This is a genomic window from Rhizobium sp. CFBP 13644, assembly GCF_014842165.1.
GTDB lineage: Bacteria > Pseudomonadota > Alphaproteobacteria > Rhizobiales > Rhizobiaceae > Agrobacterium > Agrobacterium tumefaciens_C.
Window position 1 is genome coordinate 234,652 of sequence record NZ_JACYVF010000001.1, and the last position, 14,653, is coordinate 249,304.

The following is a 14,653-nucleotide window of genomic DNA, read 5'->3' on the forward strand; positions in this document are numbered from 1 at the left end:
ATGCGTTCAGGTCGCGAGATGACCCGGACCTCCCCTACAGACTGGCTGGAGCCATCCATGAGTGACGACTCTCGCAGAGAATCCTCTGCTTATCCCTTTCAATCCCTTTTCGTGCCGTTTCCGTTTGTCTGCTTTTCGATGACCTTGGCCACCGATATTGCCTTCTGGCAGACGGCGAATTTGCTTTGGCTGAATTTTTCGGCTTGGTTGCTGTTTGCGGGGCTCGTATTTGGCGGGTTGGCGGTTTTGGCGGGGTTGGTGGATCTGTTTCGCTCTCGCACGCGGCCGATGCGGCCTTCGTTTTTTGCGATTTTTCTGTTTGTCGTGATGCTGGCTTTGGCGCTGATCAATAGCCTTGTGCATGCGGGTGATGGTTGGACGCCTGTTGTTCCCTATGGTCTCGCCCTTTCGGCGGTTACCTTTGGCGTGGCGCTGATGTGCGTTGCCGCTTCTTCCCGCAAATATGCAAGACTGGCCTGGAGAGTATGATGATCGCGCGCCGCCTGCTTCACACCGCTGTCTTCATGGGCAGTGCCGCCGTCATCCTTTCTGCTTGCAGCGAACAGGATAGCAATTTCGATATTTCCCAGCAGATCGGCGCTGACCCGGTGTTGCCGGAACCATCTGCCAGCCTGATACCGGACCTAAAAGTGGCCAAGGTCGTGGGCTGGAAGGATGGTGAGTTGCCGACTGTGCCGGAAGGGTTGAAAGTCAGCCTTTACCAAAAGGACCTTGCCAACCCGCGCACCGTGCACACGCTGCCCAATGGCGATGTGCTGGTGGTGCAGTCTCGCGGGCCTAAGGGCGCGCCACCATCGCGGCCAAAGGATATTATTCGCGGCTGGATCATGGCAATTTCCCATGGGGAAACAAAGCCGCAAAAAGAGAGCAATCTCATCACGCTTCTGCGCGATACCAACCGCGATGGTGTGGTCGATGAGCGCCACGATCTTCTGACGAAGATGGATTCTCCCTTTGGCTTGGCCTTTGCGGATAATACTCTCTATGTCGCCACGGCCAGCGAGATTCTCGCCTATCCCTACCAGCTTGGGCAGAACGAAATCACGCAACCGCCGAAGGTGCTGACGCCGCTGCCGGGCGGGCCGATCAACCATCACTGGACCAAGGATCTGGCGCTAAGCCCGGATGGCAAGTTCCTCTATGCCTCCGTTGGGTCCAATTCCAACATCGTTGAAAACGGTCTGGAAGCGGAAAAGAACCGCGCCGCTATTTTGCAGGTGGACCGACAGACGGGTGCGTTCAAGCTGTTTGCATCGGGTCTGCGCAACCCCAATGGTCTGGCATTCAACCCGCAATCGGGTGAGCTTTGGGCCGTTATCAATGAGCGTGACGAGTTGGGGCCGAACCTCGTTCCCGACTATATGACATCGGTGAAGGAAGGTGGTTTTTACGGCTGGCCGTGGAGCTACTATGGCAACCATGTCGATCCGCGTGTCTACCCCCCGCGTCCCGATATTGTCGCCACCGCCATCAAGCCCGATTACGCGCTGTCCAGCCATGTCGCGGCGCTTGGCCTGACATTCACGCTGAACTCTGCTATGCCAGCAGCCTATGCAAATGGCGCATTTATTGGTGAGCATGGCAGCTGGAACCGCGATTCCTTCAACGGCTACCGCGTGACATACGTGCCGTTTGAAAACGGCAAACCGGCTGGCACGACGCAGGATGTTGTGACGGGCTTCATTCAGGGCGACAAGGCCCGAGGCCGCCCGGTCGGCGTTGGCATCGATGGAACCGGCGCGCTTTTGGTGGCGGATGATGCGGGAAATTCCGTGTGGCGCGTGGCGGCTGCTGATGGCAAGATGACGCCAGCCCCGGTTGCCACGGACGATATTTCGGGTGGAACGGCGGCAGCCCCTGCTGCACCGCCGACCGCGCCTGCCGCGCAGACTCCACCGGCGGCACCTGCGCCCACTCCCGCTAACTAAAATGTGCTCATGCTTCACGCTGCCGGATTTTGCAGCGTGAAGCTTTCTGCAGAGCTGGACCTACTGCGAATCGCCGCCAAGTTGTGTGGAGATTTTTTCAAAGGCTTAGATCTCACGCGTTCTGCCCATTTCCCCGCGATGAAATCAATGGTAACCCTCACCTGTTCCAAAACGGGAAAACAGCGTGTTTCGAGTTCCATTTCTTGTTGCCATTTCGCTCATCATTGCTTTTGGCGTGGGTATCTTTTCAACGTTTGCAGCACTGCAAGCGACCGAGGGTTTTGGCTCTATCAAGATTGGTGCGTGGGATGCGTTTCCCGAGGCGCAGACCATTGAAGCTGACCCTTATGCAAAATCCCATCGCGCCCGCGCGGGCAAGCTGCTTTACGGCACGGCGGAAGGTTTGAGCTTTACCGCGTCTGTGGATAGCAGCGGTGAGCGCCTGTCTGGCGACTGCCGTTACAAGCTGACCGGCAACGTGCCCCCTTCCCGTTTCTGGACGCTTTATGCCGCAGACCATCAGGGCAATGCGCCCGAAGATGGATCAGGTCGACCGATTGCGCTTAACTCCCGCAACCTGTTGCATGGTTCTGAAGGTGGCATGGATATCAATATTGCCTCATCCGCGCAGACGTTCAACTGGCTGGCCGTCCCGCCCTCTGCCGGGTTCAAGCTGGTGCTGACGCTGCTCGATACACCGGTTGCATCCAGCACCGGGCTTATCGACATCAAGATGCCGGATATTCGCAAGATTGGATGCGGCAATGCTTAAGGTCATCTTTGCCGTTTTCGTCGGGCTTGTTGGTGCCGCCGTGCTGCATCTCATCATCCTGCTGGCCATCCCGCATTTTTCCAACCGCGATGCCTATACACGGGCCGTGGCGGAAGGTGCGCCCAACATGTTTCATCTGCTGGATGAGAAAAGTGAAAAGGCCGGGCTTGGTAGCGGAGATCCCTTTATGCGGGTTGCCATCTGCACGTTCAGCGTGGATCAGAAACCGGTGCGGCTGGCGGCATTCGGCGCGGTGCCCTTCTGGTCGGTCGCCGTCTTCGATAGCGCATCCAACGAGATTTTCAGCATGAATGACCGCACCTCTGCAGGTGGAGAGATGGATATTCTGGTGGCAAACCAGGTGCAGCTTGCGTCTATCCGCAAGGCAATGCCCGAGGGACTTTCGAAATCCATTCTGGTCGCGGCTGGACAGGGCAAAGGCTACGCCGTGTTGCGGACCATGGTTCCGCAGTCAAGCTTCGTGGAAGAAGCGACACGTTTTCTCAGCGAGGCCAAATGCGAGCAGGCGCCATGGCCGTGACCAGCGCGCTGGCAACGAACCATCAGGAGCCGGTGGCGGCTTCAGTCGTTGTGTCAATGGTCTTGCGCTTGCGGGGCTTGCGCCCATCTTCAATCTGAATTTGCGGCACTGGCCGCTCATAGCGCACGCCCGTGAAAAACAGAATCTGGGCAGGGCCATCAGTTGCTTTTTGCGGATTGGCGGGTTTGGCGAAGCGGCGGGATGCCGCAAAAAACGAAATGATTTCCGTCATCGTATTCTCCTCTCAAGGCATGACGCTAAGCTGTTGAATATGTGCGCGGCGATATGAACTACGCGCGGAATGCCATCACCACAACATTGTGCATTTCCAGTCCACAGACTGGCATGTGAGATGCGAGCTTTCGTAAACACTCAGGCGTTTACGACCGTCAATCCAGACTTCCGATTTCGAAATCCGGCATCGTATCTGTAGGCTCTTCACAAGATTACAAACAGATATAAGTTAATCATCCGTTAATTCTAATATTCTTGCTTCCGTAAGAACCATTAAAATTGAGTATAATTGCGATATCTCTTGGAAAGGATGCAGTCACACATCTGTGAATTGAAAATCAGGCATTTTTTGAAAGTCGTTGTATTCAATACCTTAATTCAAACACTACAATAAGTAACAGGTTATTTTTAGGAAAACTGTCGTTTGACGGCTGTCATTATCGTCATGTTTAAGAGCAGATAGCCGCCATGATAGCGGTTAGGGGCTCGCTCTTTACTGCCATCGGCACGATGGACGGTGCCCCGCTTTAAGCCACCTGCAGCCCCCTCCTCCGGGTCGGGCGTTTCGCTCATAGGTGGTGTTGGCGCATGATCCACACAGATCCCAAAACATCCTCTTAAAATTTGCTGTGAATAGCCGGAAAAAATCGCTTTGCGCGATTGCTGGTTAACAGCACGTCAACACGTTTGCTCTAATTTGATGAGATCGTTTTGTTCTGCGTCAAATTGGGTATTGCGTTGACCGACAGGTATCGAGAATTGGAAAGGCCAAGTGCCGAGAGGAAGAAGGATGTGGTCCTTATGGCTACGGTGACGAGCTTCGAGGGGCTGTCTTATCCATCCAAATCAGAGCTCCGGCAGTTTGCAGAGCTGTTCATGCCGCTGTTTGCCGCCTCCACGCCAGAGGCGAAGCGGGATGCGGTTGCGGCCTTGTCGCAGAACCCCAACGTGCCCTCAGCCGTTGCCTTCTTCATCGCCAGTCAACCGATCGGGCTGTCTGCACCCTTTCTCGTTTCTTCCAAATGCCTTGATGACGATACGCTGATTGCCATTGCCCGCACACAGGGCGGCGCGCATGCGCGAACCATCGTGCGCCGGGATGATCTTTCGCCCACCGTTGTCGATGCGCTGGTTGGCCTGCGCCACTCGCACAATCCCATCCCTGCCTCTGCCCGAAAGAACGCGGCGACTGCCGAGCCCGCGCAGAGCCTTGAAAAGTCGATTGCCGAGCGCGAAGAGGATCTGCGTCGTCAGCTCCGCACCATGGCGCGCCAGCTTCACCGCCCGGTCAGCGATACGCTGGGCGTGCGCCGCCTGACAGACGTGCAGGAAGCATTGCTGGTACGCTTTGCCCGCGAGCGCAATGCGCGGCAATTCTCCACGGCGCTTTCCGATTCCCTTTCGGCAAGCCACTGGCTGTCCGAGCGCATCATGCTCGATATTTCCGGCCAGCAACTGGCCACGACCATGATTGGCGTGGGCATGGATTTTGCCGATGCAGCCTTTGTACTGGAAAGCTTCTATCCGCACCTCAAGGCGCAGGAAGGCGACATGACGCGCGCCGAAGCCATGCTGGACAAACTGGACATTGGTGAATGCGAAGACCGCATCGAGAGCTGGCGCCGGGCAGACAGCTATACTGTCGATCCAAGCCGGGAAACCACGCGGGAGCTTCAGGAACAGACGGATATCGCACGGCTGGTGGTTCGGCGCTAAGGCGCCGGATTAAGCTGAAACGACGTTGAACAGACCGTCAACGGTCTCGGTCTCGATTTCCACGACCCAGAGGTCGCTATCGAAGCGACGCTCTTTTTCTAAGACGGCCTCAATATCACCTGCATCCGCGTGGCCTAGCCGCAGTTCGAAACGGCGGTCTGCGCTCCCCTCTTCATTATCGGAAAAGCTTTGGGGCGCGGGGCTGTAGAGATTTTCTAAGCCGTTGCGAAGGCGCTGGCGAATGAAGATTGCGCCTGCCGCATCGGCACCCTTGCGTTCCACGGCGGCGAAATCACCGGCGGAAAAGACGCGCCTTATGAGGGCTGAAATGAAAATCTCGGATTTGATGCGCATGGGAATGCGATATCACAAAGCGCCGATCGATTTCAGCTTTTTCAGCACGGCCTCGCTGGGCTCGCCGGTTTCGGGCAGGCGATAGTGTTTTTCAAAGTTGCGAATGGCCTGACGCGTCTGCTCGCCTGCCATGCCATCCACCTTCACATCCGCATAGGCAATGTTGACAAGGCCCTGCTGGATCTTGGCGACAAGATCGTTTGTGACGGGCGTGTGCGGCTTTTGCGTTGTGAGCGAGACGGACTGTGCCTTCGGCTTTTCAGCCTCTGCGTTCTTGATCGCAGCGGCTACGGGATCAATGGCGACGCCGCCGGAATTGGCAGCGGCTGGCCGATCCTTCGGCAGGGCTTTGGGGATCGCGGCAACGGTGGTGGCGCTGTCTATTTTCAGGGCCGAGAGAACACGGGTCGTCGGCTCGCCGGTCTGCTCCATGCCGACGGTTTCTTCAAAGAACAGAATGGCGGCGGTGGTGCGGGGGCCGGTCATGCCGTCTGCCACGCCTTCGTAAAGGCCGCGACGGGCAAGCTCGCGCTGGATATCGGTGACGAGTTGAGACGGGCCCTGGGCTGCGGCCCCGCTCGAAGCATGCGCGGGCAGAGCCGGAAGGGCTGGCGCTTCATCTGGATTACCGGCTGCCGGCATGGCCGATGGCTTCGGCGCTTCGGTCTGGCGCTCGATGCGGAAGGTGGTCACATTGCCCTGTTCGCCGAGGCCGGATGCCAGGCGATATCCGGGAATGCCGTTTGGATTTTCTTCATCGCGTGTGCGCATGAAGGGTGATGGGTGATGCCCCGGCTGATACCAGAGCGCATTGGCGGCTACGAAACCGAACACGACGAAGAAGGCCGTGCAACCGCCGACCAGTTTGGGGTGACGCAGAATCTGTTGCCCCACGGCCAGAGCGGCCACGGAAACGACACCCGGCTCCTTGCGGGCCGGAGTTTTCCTAGGCGATTTTCGCTTTGGCGCCGCCATCCGCAACGTCCTCCTTCATCATTTTGTCTGCACCTGCGACCTGTTGCTTGAGGCGTGGTGGAAAGACCACCGGGCCTTTTGCATCATCATGGTCGAGGCCTGTCGTCTGGCCAGAGCCATCCGCTGGCAAGAGGATCGTGACAACCGTGCCTTCACCGGCGCGGCTGGTCATTGCAAAGCTTCCGCCGTGCAGGGCAACCAGACCCTTGACCAGCGCAAGGCCGAGGCCTGTGCCCTCAAAGCGGCGTGTATATTCGTTCTGCACCTGCATGAAAGGCTGGCCGAGAAACGCCATCTTGTCTGCGGCGATGCCAATGCCCGTATCGCTGACGGTCAGCTTCAACATGGCCCCCTCCAACGATGCGTCGATGGTGACAACACCGCCCGATTCGGTAAACTTTATGGCGTTGCCAGCAAGATTGATAAGAACCTGTTGAACGGCGCGCTGATCGGCAACGACTTCACCGATTTCGCGCTGAATGCGGCTGGTGAGGGTCAGGCCCTTCTGCTTTGCCTGAAGACCGAGCATGCCCTCGCAGGTGGCAATGGCATCGGAGATGAGGAAGGGCTCCATCAGCAGCTCATAACGGCCCGCTTCCAGCTTGCTCATATCCAGCATGGTGTTGACCACCGACAGAAGATGCGCGCCGGACTGGCGGATCAGCGAGACATATTCGCGCTGCCGATCATTTTCGAGCTTGCCGAAATACTCGCCAGCGAGGATATCCGAAAAGCCGAGAACGGCATTCAGCGGCGTGCGCAGCTCATGGCTGACGGCTGCCAGAAAACGCGACTTGGCATCATTGGCCGATTCGGCTTCCGCTGCCTTGCGGACCACTTCCTTGCGCAGGATTTCCTTCTCCGTCACATCGCGAAGCTGGCCGATGACGGCTGTGAGCCTGCCCATAGAATCTCGCTCTGCCGTCAAGTCCACACGACCGTGCAGAAACTGGGTCTGGCGGGTGGCAACTGGCGTATCAAAGCGCAGTTCCGCAAATGCATTCTCATTACCCTGACGCAGCGCGTCAAACGCCTGCATGAGAGCGATGCGATCCGACACATGAACCAGTTCAGCGAAGATGTGGCCAGCGCAATGCTGGAAGGATGTTGGAAACTGGCCGACATCGCGTCCGGACACGCTTTTGACCACGCCGTGCTCATCAAACACCAGCAACAGGCCGGGCACCTGTGTGGCGCGCAGCATGACATCGCCTGCGTGCGCAGCGGACATGTCCTGCTCCTGCGGGCGCTTTGGCCGGTGCAGGGCCAGAAGCGAAGCGGCGGCGGCGAGAAAAACGGCAAAGACTGTTGCAACGCCCAGTGGCAATGCAACAGAGACGGAGAATGCGAGGCAGAAAGCAGCCGGCACGACTGCCAAGGCGGCAATGCCTGACACGACGAGACGACGCAGGGCGTGGACCGTTGCGATCCGCGCGCTGGCGTCTTCTTCCATGCGCGAAAGCCACACGCCAGAGGCATGATCAATCAGCGCAATCGCTTTTTCCGTTATTTTACGCAATACCTAAACACCGAATTCTGACGGGCGACGCAGCCCTTAACCATGGCCGACAATAGAGGGCCGCGGCTTAAGGAAAGCCTAAACCTGAGAGCTCCCGGCCCCTTTAAACCCCGGCATAATCCCGTTTCGGGGCATTTGGGGCAGACTTTGTCTTTCATGGTTAATGACGGGTAAGCAAAGGATTTTGTTAGATTTTTCGTTTCGCGTTAATCTTTGTGGCAGGCGTGGGCACCCTTATCCCCTGCAATTGCTGGCGACCGCCGCAATTATGCTTAACACCAGCCGTTAAACTTGTAGCGAAATTGCAATCGGGGTTCAGTTACGGAACAAATCGATACAATTTGAATTAAATTCTGCCGTTTTTTGCAAATGGCTGTTGGTCTGTTGGTTCTAGGGTGATTCCAAGCCCGAGAAACAGGGCAACACGGATGACCCGCAAAGGGCAACGTCAAACAGGGTGGTGTCGCAATGTGGTTCTTGATCAAGGGGTCGATCTGGTTTTCGCTGGTTCTGGTTGCATTGTCCTATTTTGGCGGCTCCAGTGACAGCAACAATCCAAATTCCCAGATGAATGTCGCCGGCGCTGTATCAGCAGCCAGCGAAGCCTATAAATATGTCTCCGCCATCTGCGTGGAAAAGCCCGACGTTTGCGTGAAGGGTGCAGAAACATTTCATGCGCTGGGTGAAAGAGCCCGTGAAGGCGCAAAGGTTGCCTACCAGCTGATCGACGCCCAGCTGGCTGGCAGCGACGAACAGCCGAAAATTGCCGATGCGGCGGCAGCGCCTGCACATGCCCCTGCCGCAGAACCAGCCATCGCACCTATCAATATTTCCGACAACAGCGATGACATCAAAACCGGCACCATCAAATCACAGCCATACGTGCCGATGCCCCAGCGCCGCCCGGCACCCTGATCGACGGCCAACGCAATTCAATACATTCCTCCGCTTGCAGCCCTTCCCTGGGGCAGCCTGACTGCCCTGACTGTAACCCTGCTACGATTAGCTTAGTAGCGGGGCTTTTTTTGTGGTGAGCGGTTCAATTGGGGTTTGGTTTGGCCTATATGCTGGTGAACCGGCACGATGAACGGATGGCGCACCATGGCTTCCCTAGACAAGATACTCGATGACTTTGCCTTTCTGGATGACTGGGAAGACCGTTATCGCTACGTGATCGAACTCGGCAAGGCGTTGCCTGATCTCTCCGAAGAGAACAAGAACGCATCCAACAAGGTGCAGGGCTGCGCAAGTCAGGTCTGGCTTGTGAGCCACAGCGATGGCGCGAGTGACCCTGTCCTGACGTTTGAGGGTGATTCCGATGCGCATATCGTGCGCGGGCTGGTGGCCATTGTGCTTGCCGTCTACTCGGGAAAACACGCCTCTAAGATCGCCGGTCTCGACGCCATCGAGGTTTTCGGCAAGATTGGTCTTGTGGAACACCTTTCCGCGCAGCGTGCCAATGGCCTGCGCTCCATGATCAACCGCATCCGCGGCGAGGCACAGCTGCTCGCCGCCTGATGGTTTCGGGATTGTCTCACAGATCTGGCCGATAGCCATCGGCACCCCAATGGTGGCTGTCTCGCTTGCGGCTTGTGGGGCTGGGCGGCGAATAGTGCCGCGACAGCGCCTGCAAGGCCGTGCGCAACATGAGCTTTGCGGAGCGCACCGGCCATTGCCGCTCACGCTCCACCAGTTCCAGACCCTTTTCAAAACAGCAGACATCAATAGCGACGCCAGCCAGTTCCGGCCCCATAGCCTCGGTGGCCTTGGAAAACCGAATGCGGGCGGCCATGGCGGTATCGCTGATATCCTGCGCGCCATTGCCTTGGCCTTTGGTGCGCTTTGCCAGCCGTGGCTCCCAGCACGATGTGATCCTTGGGCTGAGTTGGCCACGATGGAAATCGGCGGCCAGCCTCTCGCCCGCTTCCAGCGCATCCGCCGGGAAAAAGAGTTTGCCGTCGCGGTCCTTCAGTCGCAGCAGGGCTGACAGCGGTGAGGACGACTCATTGCGCCGCGCCGTTTGCTTCGTGCCATCGATCTCTATGGAAACCACATCGCAGAGACGATGCTGCTCCTGAAAGATCTCGTCATGGTCTTTGACCATAGCGCGCTTGAGGAAGGCACTTGATGTGGCGGGCTGCGCGCGGAGGCTGTTGCCATCCAGAACCAGCAGGCCGGCGGACACGCCCTGATCGACCGCCTGCCGATCGAACCGACGCGGTTGATCGGCACGCTCAGTGGACACGTCGATATCGCCTCCCCTCTCCGTAATCACAGCAGGCTTGCTGCCGATGAAGCGAAGAAGCCGCACAAGTGAGGAATGGTTCTTTTCGGTGGTGTTGGTGTCGATCTCACGCATGGGGTTCGACCTCGATTGTTTCCAGAAGCGGTTTGACGGCCTCTTCCACCATGGTCACGAATGCATCGAAACCAGCATCATCGCGACGATCTTCGACTTGTTGGCAGGTCAGGCTGGCCGTGGATTGATCCCGCCCGAAGCAGAGGGCCACCTGCCACATGGGCAATGACAAGGCGACATGGCTGACATAGAGCGCGATCTGGCGGATATGCAGCATGGCGTGACGCCGGTTGCGACGGACCGCGTCCTGATCCACGATCTGCGTGTAAATCTGGCAGGTGGTTTCACGCACCCGCTGGCATGCGGCACGGTTAGCCCTCGGCACTGGCGCGCGGGGCATGCAGGCCAGCACAGCCGCAAAGCTTTGAGGGGCAGATGTTTGCGGCGCGCAGGCTTGAAGATTTGATGTCATGATGCAACTCCTCACTAAATAGGAATTAATTCATACTCCATCAAATCTTAACCTGCAATTGCGCCGTCACCCTGAAAATGCTGTATTCAGCAACCGTAAGCATAAGGCTTTGAAATTTTTCAAGGATTATTTTCTTATTCTGAACGCTGACACCCTTGTCTCCACGGCATAAAAAAAGCCGATCCACGAGGGACCGGCTTTTGAAGAGGCGAATGGAGTGCGGATCAGCGGCTGGACTTGCGGCGCTGGCCGAGGCCCATTTCCTTTGCCAGGCGCGAGCGCGCTTCGGCATAGGCAGGGGCGACCATCGGATAATCGACAGGCAAATCCCACTTGTCGCGATATTCTTCCGGGCTGATGCTGTGATGCGTCGTCAGGTGACGCTTGAGCGATTTGAAAGAACCACCACATTCCAGGCAGATGATCTGATCATCCTGAACCGACTTGCGGACAGAAACCGCAGGCTTCTGCTTTTCAACATTAACCGCAGCCACTGTTGGCAGCGATGTACCGCTGAGCGCGGTGTGCACATCTGAAATTAGACCGGGAAGCTCCGTAACCGGAACGACGTGGTGGCTAACATAGGCAGCAACGATATCTGCAGTCAGTTCGACAAGCAGATCCTGAGCGCCGCCGTATGTAGTTTCCGTCATATATCTGTCTCCTGTTCATATCTTCACCGGCACAGGTTAAAACCTGAACCGCGTGAAACGAAGTTAACCCCGCCCTCTGATTTGGGTCCTCCGAAGATCAATTCCTTCTTCCGATATACGCAGGAGAAGGGATCGATGCTTATGGACACTACGAACAACGAATGGATATCGACGATACTCTTGGAAAAGATGAATTATGCATCTTTAAAATACCTAACTGGACCTACTCATCTTCGCATGACACAAATCAACATCATGTACTTTACCTGATGTGGATAACACCAAACCAAAAAAAGTCCAATTATTATTTTGTAATAATTCGTAGATTAAAGCCCTTATTCTTCCTATTAGAAATCACAGGTAAGAAACTAAATATGTATGTCTGAATTATGGCTCAGACTACACTCAAGCATATACCCTATTTCAACTTCAGGTTTGCTTTCATTTCGTCTTTTACAGTAATCTTTGAGAGACGATATCCGGCCTGATGCGCAACTTTTGCTAGCAAATGAGCAGAAACCGGGGCAGTCATAATAATGAAACAAAATCCTATTGCTGCACGTGCGAAAACAGTCAGCTGAAACGCGTCAATGCCGACGGCAAGAAGAAGAAGACCCGAACCGACAGTTCCGGCCTTGGACGCTGCATGCATGCGAGTATAGAGGTCTGGAAAACGGTTAATACCTATCGCGGCAGCCAGCGAAAAGAGCGCCCCACAAACCAATAGGACCGTGACGGCAATGGCGATGACCCAGTTCATGATCGGCCCCTTTTTCCGTTTGTTCTTCTTCGTGCTGCACCGCGCGCAGGCATCACATCCGTGCCATCGAGCACGATTTTTCCATGCGCATCTGGGTCTGGTCTTCGCGACTGGATGAAGCGGGCGAATGCAACTGTGGCAAGAAAACCGACAAGGCAAAGAGCAACTGCAATATCAACATAGAGATACACGCCTGTGCGGATCGCTATGGTTGCGATGAAGCCGATGGCAATGCCAACAAGCATATCCAGTGCAATGACCCTATCCGGCAGGGTTGGGCCAACAACGACGCGATAGACCGTCATCAGAAAAGCAACAGACAGGACAATCAACGCAAACATCGTTGCGCCGGAAACCAGGGTCTCAGGTGTCATTTGCGAAATGCCTCCATGATCTTCTTCTCGAAACCCTCCGCAATCGATCGCTTGGTAGCCTCTACATCGCTGCAATCCAGCGCGTGAATGAAGAGGATTGCGCGGTCAGCGGAGACATCCACGGAGAGTGTGCCGGGCGTGAGCGTGATGAGATTGGCGAGAAGCGTGATCTCGAAATCGCTTTTGACCTTGAGCGGATAGGCGAAGATGCCCGGAGTAAGCACCAGCTTTGGCTTGATGACCATCATGGCCACCGTCCAGGCCGAGAGCGCAAGTTCGCGAACGAACAACAGCGCCAGCGACAGGATTGCAGGGATGCGCGCCCAATAGGTCTCGCTTGCCGCGAGCTGGCGGCGCACGATGCCAAGCGACAGCGCCGCTATGATGGCCCCAAAGACCGTATTGGCGATGGTGAAGCTGCCGGAAATGGCAAGCCAGGTGATGACGAACAGCAAGCCCAGGACATAACGGCTCATTGCGCAGCTCCTTGCGGAAAGACGGAGCGGATATAGGCCGCGGGGTCGGCGAGGCCATCTGCTGCCTGCTGGCTGAGTTTCATGATGCTTTCCGGAAACAGGCCGAAACCGACGATCAGCAGGGTCAGCGCCAAGACCGGGGCGATGCCGGGCACTCTGGCAGGCGGTGCCACATCCTTCATGCCAGCGGGTGCCGAGCGCCAGAAGCAGAGCAGGAAGACGCGGGCAAATGCGATGGTGCAGAGGAAGCTGGACACAAGGATGGAGGCTGCCAGCCACCACGCGCCGATATCGATGGCGGATTTGGTGAGCATGGCCTTGGGCCAGAAGCCGGAAAATGGCGGCAGGCCGGAACCGGCAAAAAACAGCGCCAGTGTGAGCCCTGAGAACCATGGCGCTCGGGCATAAAGGCCGCTCAGATCCGTGAGCGACCAGCCACCGCCGATGCGTGCGGCGTGACCGATGGCCAGATAAAGCGCCGTCATGAGCACCACGGAATTCAGCGCATAGAAGATGGCCCCGGCGACGGCAGAGGGTGAGCCGATGGCAACGCCTGCCAGCATGATGCCGATACCCGATATGACGACGTAACCCAGCATGCGCCTGATATCGTTCTGCGCCAGCGCACCCATGCCGCCGAGAATCATGGTGAGTGCCGCGACGATGGCAATAATGAAGCTCAGTTCCTCCCGCTGCACCGGAAACAGCATGATCATGACGCGCAGCAGCGCATAGACGCCGACCTTGGTCAAAAGACCGCCGAACAGGGCTGAAACCACAAGTTTTGGTGTGTGATAGGATGCGGGCAGCCAGAAATTGACCGGGAAGGCCGCAGCCTTCATGGCGAAGGCCAGCGTGAACAGCGCGGCCAACGTCATCAGCGGCGGCTGATCTGACGTTTCGGTGACCTTGCGGGCGATATCGGCCATGTTGAGCGTGCCGAAAATGGCATAGAGATATCCCACCGCGATCAGAAACAGCGTGGTGCCGACGAGGTTGAGCACGGCATATTTCAGCGCGCCATCGATCTGCTCTTTCGTCGAACCCAGCACGATGAGGCCGAAGGACGAGATGAGCAGCACCTCGAACCAGACATAAAGGTTGAAGATATCCCCGGTCAGAAACGCGCCGCTGACGCCCGCCATGAGCAGCATGAGGAACGGATAGAAACCATAGCGCCTGCCACCCTCATCGATCTCGGCACTGGCATGGATGGCGCAGGCGAGTGCGACGATGGCACCGGCCAGGCCCAGCAGCGCGCCAGTCAGATCCGCCGTGAAGGCGATGCCGAAGGGCGGAAGCCAGCGGCCCATGACCATGGTGAAGGGACCGCCTGCCACCACCTTCCACAAAAGCGCAGCGTGGATCAGCACCAGCAGACCGAGCCCTGATACGGCAATGGCGGCATGAAGGCGCGCCAAGTGCCTGATCATCATCAGGATAGCACCGACGCTGATGCACAGCGCAAAGGGCGCAACGATCAGCCAATCAGCAAGCGGGGTGGGCTGCATCACCAGTGCGGCGGCAAGATCGATGTTAGGATAACCGGAAGCGGCCAT

The 14,653-nt window shown here is 56.9% G+C and carries 18 protein-coding genes; 7 read left to right on the forward strand and 11 right to left on the reverse strand.

What is annotated here, in order from left to right; translation table 11 throughout:
* Window positions 1-57: 57 nt before the first annotated feature.
* From IFT53_RS01125 to IFT53_RS01140, 4 genes are all read left to right on the forward strand, one after another.
* Window positions 58-489 (forward strand): DUF2231 domain-containing protein, encoded by a 432-nt coding sequence (locus IFT53_RS01125; RefSeq protein ID WP_192063647.1) that lies wholly within the window; start codon window positions 58-60, stop codon window positions 487-489.
* 35 nt (window positions 490-524) lie between these two features.
* Window positions 525-1,949 (forward strand): PQQ-dependent sugar dehydrogenase, encoded by a 1,425-nt coding sequence (locus tag IFT53_RS01130; protein WP_446737650.1) that lies wholly within the window; start codon window positions 525-527, stop codon window positions 1,947-1,949.
* A gap of 184 nt (window positions 1,950-2,133) precedes the next feature.
* On the forward strand, window positions 2,134-2,721 hold the full coding sequence (locus IFT53_RS01135) for a DUF1214 domain-containing protein (protein ID WP_192063645.1): 588 nt from the start codon (window positions 2,134-2,136) through the stop codon (window positions 2,719-2,721).
* Window positions 2,714-3,262 carry a DUF1254 domain-containing protein gene (locus IFT53_RS01140; protein WP_192063644.1) on the forward strand — a complete coding sequence of 183 codons (549 nt, stop codon included), beginning with the start codon at window positions 2,714-2,716 and terminating at the stop codon, window positions 3,260-3,262. Before IFT53_RS01135 ends, IFT53_RS01140 begins: the two co-directional genes overlap by 8 nt.
* A gap of 22 nt (window positions 3,263-3,284) precedes the next feature.
* Here the strand turns inward: IFT53_RS01140 and IFT53_RS01145 are convergent, their stop codons facing one another.
* The gene (locus tag IFT53_RS01145; RefSeq protein WP_042618300.1) at window positions 3,285-3,494 is read right to left on the reverse strand and encodes a hypothetical protein; all 210 of its coding nucleotides are present in this window, start codon (window positions 3,492-3,494) and stop codon (window positions 3,285-3,287) included.
* An 803-nt stretch (window positions 3,495-4,297) separates the two neighbouring features.
* On the opposite strand from IFT53_RS01145, the gene IFT53_RS01150 reads away from it, so the two are divergent.
* Window positions 4,298-5,212: a DUF2336 domain-containing protein gene (locus IFT53_RS01150; RefSeq protein ID WP_244656208.1), complete on the forward strand. Its 915-nt coding sequence runs from the start codon at window positions 4,298-4,300 to the stop codon at window positions 5,210-5,212.
* A gap of 9 nt (window positions 5,213-5,221) precedes the next feature.
* On the opposite strand, the gene IFT53_RS01155 is transcribed toward IFT53_RS01150, so the two are convergent.
* Genes IFT53_RS01155 through IFT53_RS01165 form a run of 3 tightly spaced genes read right to left on the reverse strand, consistent with a single transcriptional unit; the run spans window position 5,222 to window position 8,051 of the window.
* Window positions 5,222-5,566: a DUF1491 family protein gene (locus tag IFT53_RS01155; RefSeq protein ID WP_192063643.1), complete on the reverse strand. Its 345-nt coding sequence runs from the start codon at window positions 5,564-5,566 to the stop codon at window positions 5,222-5,224.
* A 12-nt stretch (window positions 5,567-5,578) separates the two neighbouring features.
* Entirely contained in the window at window positions 5,579-6,541 is a 963-nt protein-coding gene (locus tag IFT53_RS01160) for a peptidoglycan-binding domain-containing protein (protein WP_192063642.1), read from the reverse strand.
* The gene (locus IFT53_RS01165) at window positions 6,513-8,051 is read right to left on the reverse strand and encodes an ATP-binding protein (RefSeq protein WP_192063872.1); all 1,539 of its coding nucleotides are present in this window, start codon (window positions 8,049-8,051) and stop codon (window positions 6,513-6,515) included. Before IFT53_RS01165 ends, IFT53_RS01160 begins: the two co-directional genes overlap by 29 nt.
* Window positions 8,052-8,528: 477 nt before the next feature.
* Between IFT53_RS01165 and IFT53_RS01170 the strand changes: the two genes are divergently transcribed.
* Window positions 8,529-8,975, forward strand: a complete 447-nt coding sequence (locus tag IFT53_RS01170; RefSeq protein WP_042618297.1) for a DUF5330 domain-containing protein — start codon at window positions 8,529-8,531, stop codon at window positions 8,973-8,975.
* 186 nt (window positions 8,976-9,161) lie between these two features.
* Entirely contained in the window at window positions 9,162-9,578 is a 417-nt protein-coding gene (locus IFT53_RS01175) for a SufE family protein (RefSeq protein WP_192063641.1), read from the forward strand.
* A gap of 16 nt (window positions 9,579-9,594) precedes the next feature.
* Here IFT53_RS01175 and IFT53_RS01180 read toward each other — a convergent pair whose 3' ends face one another.
* The 7 genes from IFT53_RS01180 to IFT53_RS01210 all read right to left on the reverse strand — a co-directional run bounded on the left by IFT53_RS01180 (window position 9,595) and on the right by IFT53_RS01210 (window position 14,653).
* Window positions 9,595-10,419 (reverse strand): DUF6456 domain-containing protein, encoded by an 825-nt coding sequence (locus IFT53_RS01180; protein ID WP_192063640.1) that lies wholly within the window; start codon window positions 10,417-10,419, stop codon window positions 9,595-9,597.
* On the reverse strand, window positions 10,412-10,831 hold the full coding sequence (locus IFT53_RS23665; RefSeq protein ID WP_244656207.1) for a chromosomal replication initiator DnaA: 420 nt from the start codon (window positions 10,829-10,831) through the stop codon (window positions 10,412-10,414). Before IFT53_RS23665 ends, IFT53_RS01180 begins: the two co-directional genes overlap by 8 nt.
* Window positions 10,832-11,055: 224 nt before the next feature.
* Window positions 11,056-11,484 (reverse strand): MucR family transcriptional regulator, encoded by a 429-nt coding sequence (locus tag IFT53_RS01190; protein WP_042618295.1) that lies wholly within the window; start codon window positions 11,482-11,484, stop codon window positions 11,056-11,058.
* A 418-nt stretch (window positions 11,485-11,902) separates the two neighbouring features.
* On the reverse strand, window positions 11,903-12,247 hold the full coding sequence (gene mnhG, locus IFT53_RS01195) for a monovalent cation/H(+) antiporter subunit G (RefSeq protein ID WP_192063870.1): 345 nt from the start codon (window positions 12,245-12,247) through the stop codon (window positions 11,903-11,905).
* Complete coding sequence (locus IFT53_RS01200) at window positions 12,241-12,618, reverse strand: cation:proton antiporter (protein WP_042618293.1); 378 nt, start codon at window positions 12,616-12,618, stop codon at window positions 12,241-12,243. Before IFT53_RS01200 ends, mnhG begins: the two co-directional genes overlap by 7 nt.
* Entirely contained in the window at window positions 12,615-13,094 is a 480-nt protein-coding gene (locus IFT53_RS01205) for a Na+/H+ antiporter subunit E (protein ID WP_192063639.1), read from the reverse strand. The genes IFT53_RS01200 and IFT53_RS01205 overlap by 4 nt, the downstream gene beginning before the upstream one ends.
* A complete protein-coding gene (locus tag IFT53_RS01210) occupies window positions 13,091-14,653 on the reverse strand; it encodes a Na+/H+ antiporter subunit D (protein WP_192063638.1) in 1,563 nt (520 codons plus the stop codon). The genes IFT53_RS01205 and IFT53_RS01210 overlap by 4 nt, the downstream gene beginning before the upstream one ends.

Bases quoted from the DNA above. Each gene is read 5' to 3' on its own strand.
- IFT53_RS01210 (WP_192063638.1), bottom strand. From the start codon at position 14,653: ATGGCCGCTTCCGGTTATCCTAACATCGATCTTGCCGCCGCACTGGTG.
- IFT53_RS01175 (WP_192063641.1), top strand. From the start codon at position 9,162: ATGGCTTCCCTAGACAAGATACTCGATGACTTTGCCTTTCTGGATGAC.
- IFT53_RS01205 (WP_192063639.1), bottom strand. From the start codon at position 13,094: ATGAGCCGTTATGTCCTGGGCTTGCTGTTCGTCATCACCTGGCTTGCC.
- IFT53_RS01125 (WP_192063647.1), top strand. From the start codon at position 58: ATGAGTGACGACTCTCGCAGAGAATCCTCTGCTTATCCCTTTCAATCC.
- IFT53_RS01130 (WP_446737650.1), top strand. From the start codon at position 525: ATGGGCAGTGCCGCCGTCATCCTTTCTGCTTGCAGCGAACAGGATAGC.
- IFT53_RS01190 (WP_042618295.1), bottom strand. From the start codon at position 11,484: ATGACGGAAACTACATACGGCGGCGCTCAGGATCTGCTTGTCGAACTG.
- IFT53_RS23665 (WP_244656207.1), bottom strand. From the start codon at position 10,831: ATGACATCAAATCTTCAAGCCTGCGCGCCGCAAACATCTGCCCCTCAA.
- IFT53_RS01160 (WP_192063642.1), bottom strand. From the start codon at position 6,541: ATGGCGGCGCCAAAGCGAAAATCGCCTAGGAAAACTCCGGCCCGCAAG.
- IFT53_RS01140 (WP_192063644.1), top strand. From the start codon at position 2,714: ATGCTTAAGGTCATCTTTGCCGTTTTCGTCGGGCTTGTTGGTGCCGCC.
- IFT53_RS01170 (WP_042618297.1), top strand. From the start codon at position 8,529: ATGTGGTTCTTGATCAAGGGGTCGATCTGGTTTTCGCTGGTTCTGGTT.
- IFT53_RS01200 (WP_042618293.1), bottom strand. From the start codon at position 12,618: ATGACACCTGAGACCCTGGTTTCCGGCGCAACGATGTTTGCGTTGATT.
- IFT53_RS01180 (WP_192063640.1), bottom strand. From the start codon at position 10,419: ATGCGTGAGATCGACACCAACACCACCGAAAAGAACCATTCCTCACTT.
- IFT53_RS01150 (WP_244656208.1), top strand. From the start codon at position 4,298: ATGGCTACGGTGACGAGCTTCGAGGGGCTGTCTTATCCATCCAAATCA.
- IFT53_RS01145 (WP_042618300.1), bottom strand. From the start codon at position 3,494: ATGACGGAAATCATTTCGTTTTTTGCGGCATCCCGCCGCTTCGCCAAA.
- IFT53_RS01155 (WP_192063643.1), bottom strand. From the start codon at position 5,566: ATGCGCATCAAATCCGAGATTTTCATTTCAGCCCTCATAAGGCGCGTC.